Below are 4,213 nucleotides of genomic sequence, written 5' to 3'. Positions count from 1 at the left end.
CAACTGCAGGAGCGAGAGCGGCGGTTGGGCTGTGGGTCTGGCGGGGCGGTGTGGATGGGCAGGACACGCCGTAAACCCGTCCATGGGGGCTCGATGGCGCCATCCATGGCGCCAACGGTCCTGCTCACCCACACCGCCCCGCCTCTGACAAATCCCGTGTACTGCTGGTAGGTGTCGACCTTGGTCGACACATGTGTCCGATATCGAAATAAGTCTGGGGTGAGAGCCCGTTGCACAGCAACGGGATCCGACCCCGTGCTCCGACAGATCGCGGAGAACTGTCGAAGGCGGGGTAGGTCCGGTTGAGGGGGGGGCGCCATGGATGGCGCGACCCCCACCCCGCCAACCCACCGATAGCCAACTTTTGCTGTTGCTTCGGCTCTGGCTTCGGCAGGTGCAGGGCTGCAAGCCCTGCCGTACTACCACCATTGGCCTACACATTCCTGGCTCATTCCGCTGCGATAATGCCCGCCAGGGGCGACGCGCAGCGGGCGCGGGCGTAAGCAGAAGCAGGATGTAGCGTGGTCGGCAGGCAGTGGCGTTACGGAACGGGGGCGGTGCTGGTCGCGCTGCTGATGGTGCTCGCCGCGCCATGGCTCGGCCATGCGCGAACGGTCGAAAACGGCCGCGATTACCTGCTGGTCGGCGCCGCCACCAATGAGCCCACCCCACATCGCGCCTGCACGCCGCAGATGCTGTCCGGCGACCGCCAGCAGGTCACCGTCGAAGCGCCGCCCGAAGGCTGGTCCGGCGAGCCGCAGGCGCTGGATGTGTTCAACGTGTTCGCTGGCGAAGTGCGCCTCAAGCATGGCGACCGCGAGATCTGCGGCAACATGCACGACGCGCGCACCCGCGATTCGCGCTTCCGCGCCGGCATCGGCATGGTCGCGGTTCCGCCGGCCGGCAGCCATGAGCCGTTCGTGGTGTCCTGGCAGAGGCCGTTGAAGGCGCGCTGGGTGCCGACGCTGCTGCTCGGTGCGCCCAGTCCCGTGCAGCAGAACGACACCGCGCGCCTGCTGGTGCGCGCAGCCTGCATCGCCGTGGCCATCGCCCTGGCGCTGTCGGCGCTGATGGCCTTCCTGACCACGCGTGACCGCACGTTCCTGTTCTATATCGTCGCCACCGTGGTGCTGGTGCTGTGGCAGTCCATCCTCGGCGGCCTCAGTGGCTACCCCGAACCGTGGCTGCCGATCGGCGATCGCGGTCCCTGGTGGCTGCTGTCGCTGACGGCGGCGACCTTGGCATTGGTGCTGCCCGCGCTGTGGCGGCTCAATGGCGGTGACCGCGTGCTGCCGCGTTCGCGCCTGGCCCAGCAGCTGCTGCTGTGGGGCCTGATGGGCGTGGCCGTGCTTGTGCCCTGGCTGCAGCGGGAGAGCCTGGCGGTGGTCGCGCGCGTGCTGCAGGCCTGCTTCATCGGCGGTTGCCTGCTGTCGCTGGCCATGGGCGTGTGGGCGCGCGTGCGCGGCGATGCCTGGGCCGTGGCCGGGCTGGCCTCGCTGTCGCCCATGCTGGTACTGGTGGTAGCTGATGCGACCCGCGCGCAGTGGCTGTTCGAATACCGGGTGGAGGCGCTGCAGCTGGCCGTCACCTGGCTGCTGATGATGGCCGCCTACGCGCTCAACCAGCGGCTGGGCCGGCTGCGCCAGCAGCGCGACGAGATGCGCCAGTTGGCCGAGACCGACATGCTGACCGGCCTGCCCAACCGCCGCGCCGGCCTGCAGCAGCTGGACCAGCAGCTGCAGCGGGTGCAGCGCGAGGGCGGCACGCTGGTCATCGGCTTCCTCGACATCGATCTGTTCAAGGACATCAACGATCGCCACGGCCATGCGGTCGGGGACCAGGTGCTGGTGGCCGTGGCCCAGGCCCTGCGTGCGGCCGTGCGCCACCAGGACGAGGTGGTGCGCATGGGCGGGGAGGAGTTCCTGCTGCTGCTGCCGGGCATGCCGCGTGAGCTTGCCGCCACCCGCCTGGAGCAGCTCCGCCAGCGCATCACCGAGCTGTGCCGGCACCTTCAGGTGCCGGGCCTGGAAGTGACCGCCAGCATCGGCCTGGCGCAGTGGCGACCGGGCGAGGACGACCTGGCCGCGCTGCTGCGGCGGGCCGACCATGCCATGTACGTGGCCAAGCGCAGCGGTCGCAACCGGGTCTTTGACGGCGAAACCGTCGATCCATTGCTGCCGGCGTGACCCGGGCGGGGCGGCGATGGCCGATAATGGGGCCATGACCACCCGACTCAACAAATACATCGCCGAAACCGGCTTCTGTTCCCGCCGCGAGGCCGATCGCCTGATCGCCGCCCGCCGGGTCACCGTCAACGGCCACCCCGGCGGTACCGGCGCCGTGGTCGGCGAAGGTGACACCGTGCTGGTCGACGGCCAGCCGCTGCAGGTGCGCGTGGCCCGCAAGCCCGGCGCCCGCCGCCACGTCTACATCGTGCTGAACAAGCCGGTGGGCGTGACCTGCACCACCGAAAGCTCGGTCAAGGGCAACATCGTCGACTTCGTCGGCCACGAGCAGCGCATCTTCCCGATCGGCCGCCTGGACAAGGATTCCGAGGGCCTGATCCTGATGACCAGCAACGGCGACATCGTCAACCAGATCCTGCGTGCCGAGAACGGCCACCAGAAGGAGTATCTGGTGGCGGTCAACAAGCCGGTCACCGATGAATTCCTGCGCGGCATGGCCCGCGGCGTGCGTGTCCACGACCAGATGACCCTGCCGTGCCGCACCTCGCGCATCGCCAAGTTCGGCTTCCGCATCACCCTCGAGCAGGGCCTGAACCGGCAGATCCGCCTGATGGCCGCCGCGTTCGATTATCGCGTCACCCAGCTGCGCCGCGTGCGCATCGACAACATCAAGATCGGTGCGCTGAAGCCGGGCCAGTGGCGCAACCTGACCGAGCAGGAACTGCGCGGGCTGCTCCCCAAGCATCAGGACTGGTAACGAAGCCTGTAGCGCCGAGCCTGCCCTCGACTGTCGGGCCGCATCATCCGCTAGACTCGGCAATGACCTGCCGGAACGTGACGCTGCATGATCAAGCCCGACAAGCCGACTGATGAATCCCAACGCCTGGAAGCGCTGCGCCGCTATCACATCCTGGATTCGGAGCGCGAAAAATCCTTCGATGACCTGGTGGTCATCGCCAAGGCCGTGTGTGGCACGAGCATGGCTGCGGTCACCCTGATCGATGTTGAACGACAGTGGTTCAAGTCGATCAACGGAACCTCGGCGGTCGAGCTGCCGCGTGACGATTCGATGTGCGGGCACGCGATCCTGAAACCGCAAGAGGTCATGGTGGTGGAGGATGCGCAGCATGACGTCCGTTTCCACGATAACCCACTGGTCACCGGCGATCCGCATGTGCGCTTCTATGCCGGTGCGCCCCTGATCAGCAGCGATGGTCAGCCGTTGGGCACGTTGTGCGTGTTCGATCCTGAGCCCCAGTACCTGGATGCCAGCCAGGCCGAGGCACTGGCCGCGCTGTCGCGCCAGGTCATGCTGGTAATGGAACTGCGCCGCTTCGCACGGGATATCCAGAGCCACATGATGCAGCGCGACGATTACGAGCGCCTGCTGTCCGAGTACCACGACGTGCTGCTGGCGCAGAACGCCGACCTGACCGAACAGAGCCGCACCGACGCGCTGACCGGCCTGCCGAACCGGCGCGCGATGGCCGCCGCCCTGCAGGACGCAGTGACCAGCGCCGATGGCCAGCCGCGGCAGACCTGCGTGGCCTTGGTCGACATCGACCACTTCAAGCACATCAATGATTTCCAGGGCCATGCCACCGGCGACCGGGTGCTGGCCGAGCTGGGCGCGCTGCTGCGCTCGCATTTCTCCGGCCGCGGCAAGGCCGCGCGCTATGGCGGCGAGGAATTCGTGGCGCTGATGCCGGACGTGGACCTGCGCACCGCCGAACTGCAGTGCGAGTTCCTGCGCATGGCCGTGGCTGACCTGCCGCTGGGCTTCCCGGTGACGGTCAGCATCGGCGTGGCCCAGTACCAGGCCGGCGAAACCACCGACCAGACCCTGGCCCGTGCCGACGCCGCGCTGTACCGGGCCAAGGGCAACGGCCGCAACCGGGTGGAACTGGCGCCGTAACCCGCTGCGCGGCGGAAGCGCTGTAGAGCCGAGCCATGCTCGGCTGCTTTTGGCTTTCTGTAGAGCCGAGCCATGCTCGGCTGCTTTTCGCGGAGAGCAGCCGAGCATGGCT

The 4,213-nt window shown here is 67.9% G+C and carries 3 protein-coding genes; all 3 read left to right on the top strand.

The features are described from left to right. Positions 1–521 precede the first annotated feature (521 nt). The 3 genes from DCO49_RS19545 to DCO49_RS19535 all read left to right on the top strand — a co-directional run bounded on the left by DCO49_RS19545 (position 522) and on the right by DCO49_RS19535 (position 4,101). Positions 522–2,186: a sensor domain-containing diguanylate cyclase gene (locus DCO49_RS19545; RefSeq protein WP_116865404.1), complete on the top strand. Its 1,665-nt coding sequence runs from the start codon at positions 522–524 to the stop codon at positions 2,184–2,186. Between the two features lie 34 nt (positions 2,187–2,220). After that, positions 2,221–2,943, top strand: coding sequence for a pseudouridine synthase (locus tag DCO49_RS19540; protein ID WP_116865403.1), 723 nt, complete (start codon positions 2,221–2,223; stop codon positions 2,941–2,943). A gap of 87 nt (positions 2,944–3,030) precedes the next feature. Then, complete coding sequence (locus DCO49_RS19535; RefSeq protein ID WP_116865402.1) at positions 3,031–4,101, top strand: sensor domain-containing diguanylate cyclase; 1,071 nt, start codon at positions 3,031–3,033, stop codon at positions 4,099–4,101. Positions 4,102–4,213 lie beyond the last annotated feature (112 nt).

The sequence above is a fragment of the Stenotrophomonas sp. SPM genome (assembly GCF_003105135.1).
Lineage (GTDB): Bacteria > Pseudomonadota > Gammaproteobacteria > Xanthomonadales > Xanthomonadaceae > Stenotrophomonas.
This window is presented reverse-complemented; position numbering and strand designations above follow the sequence as displayed.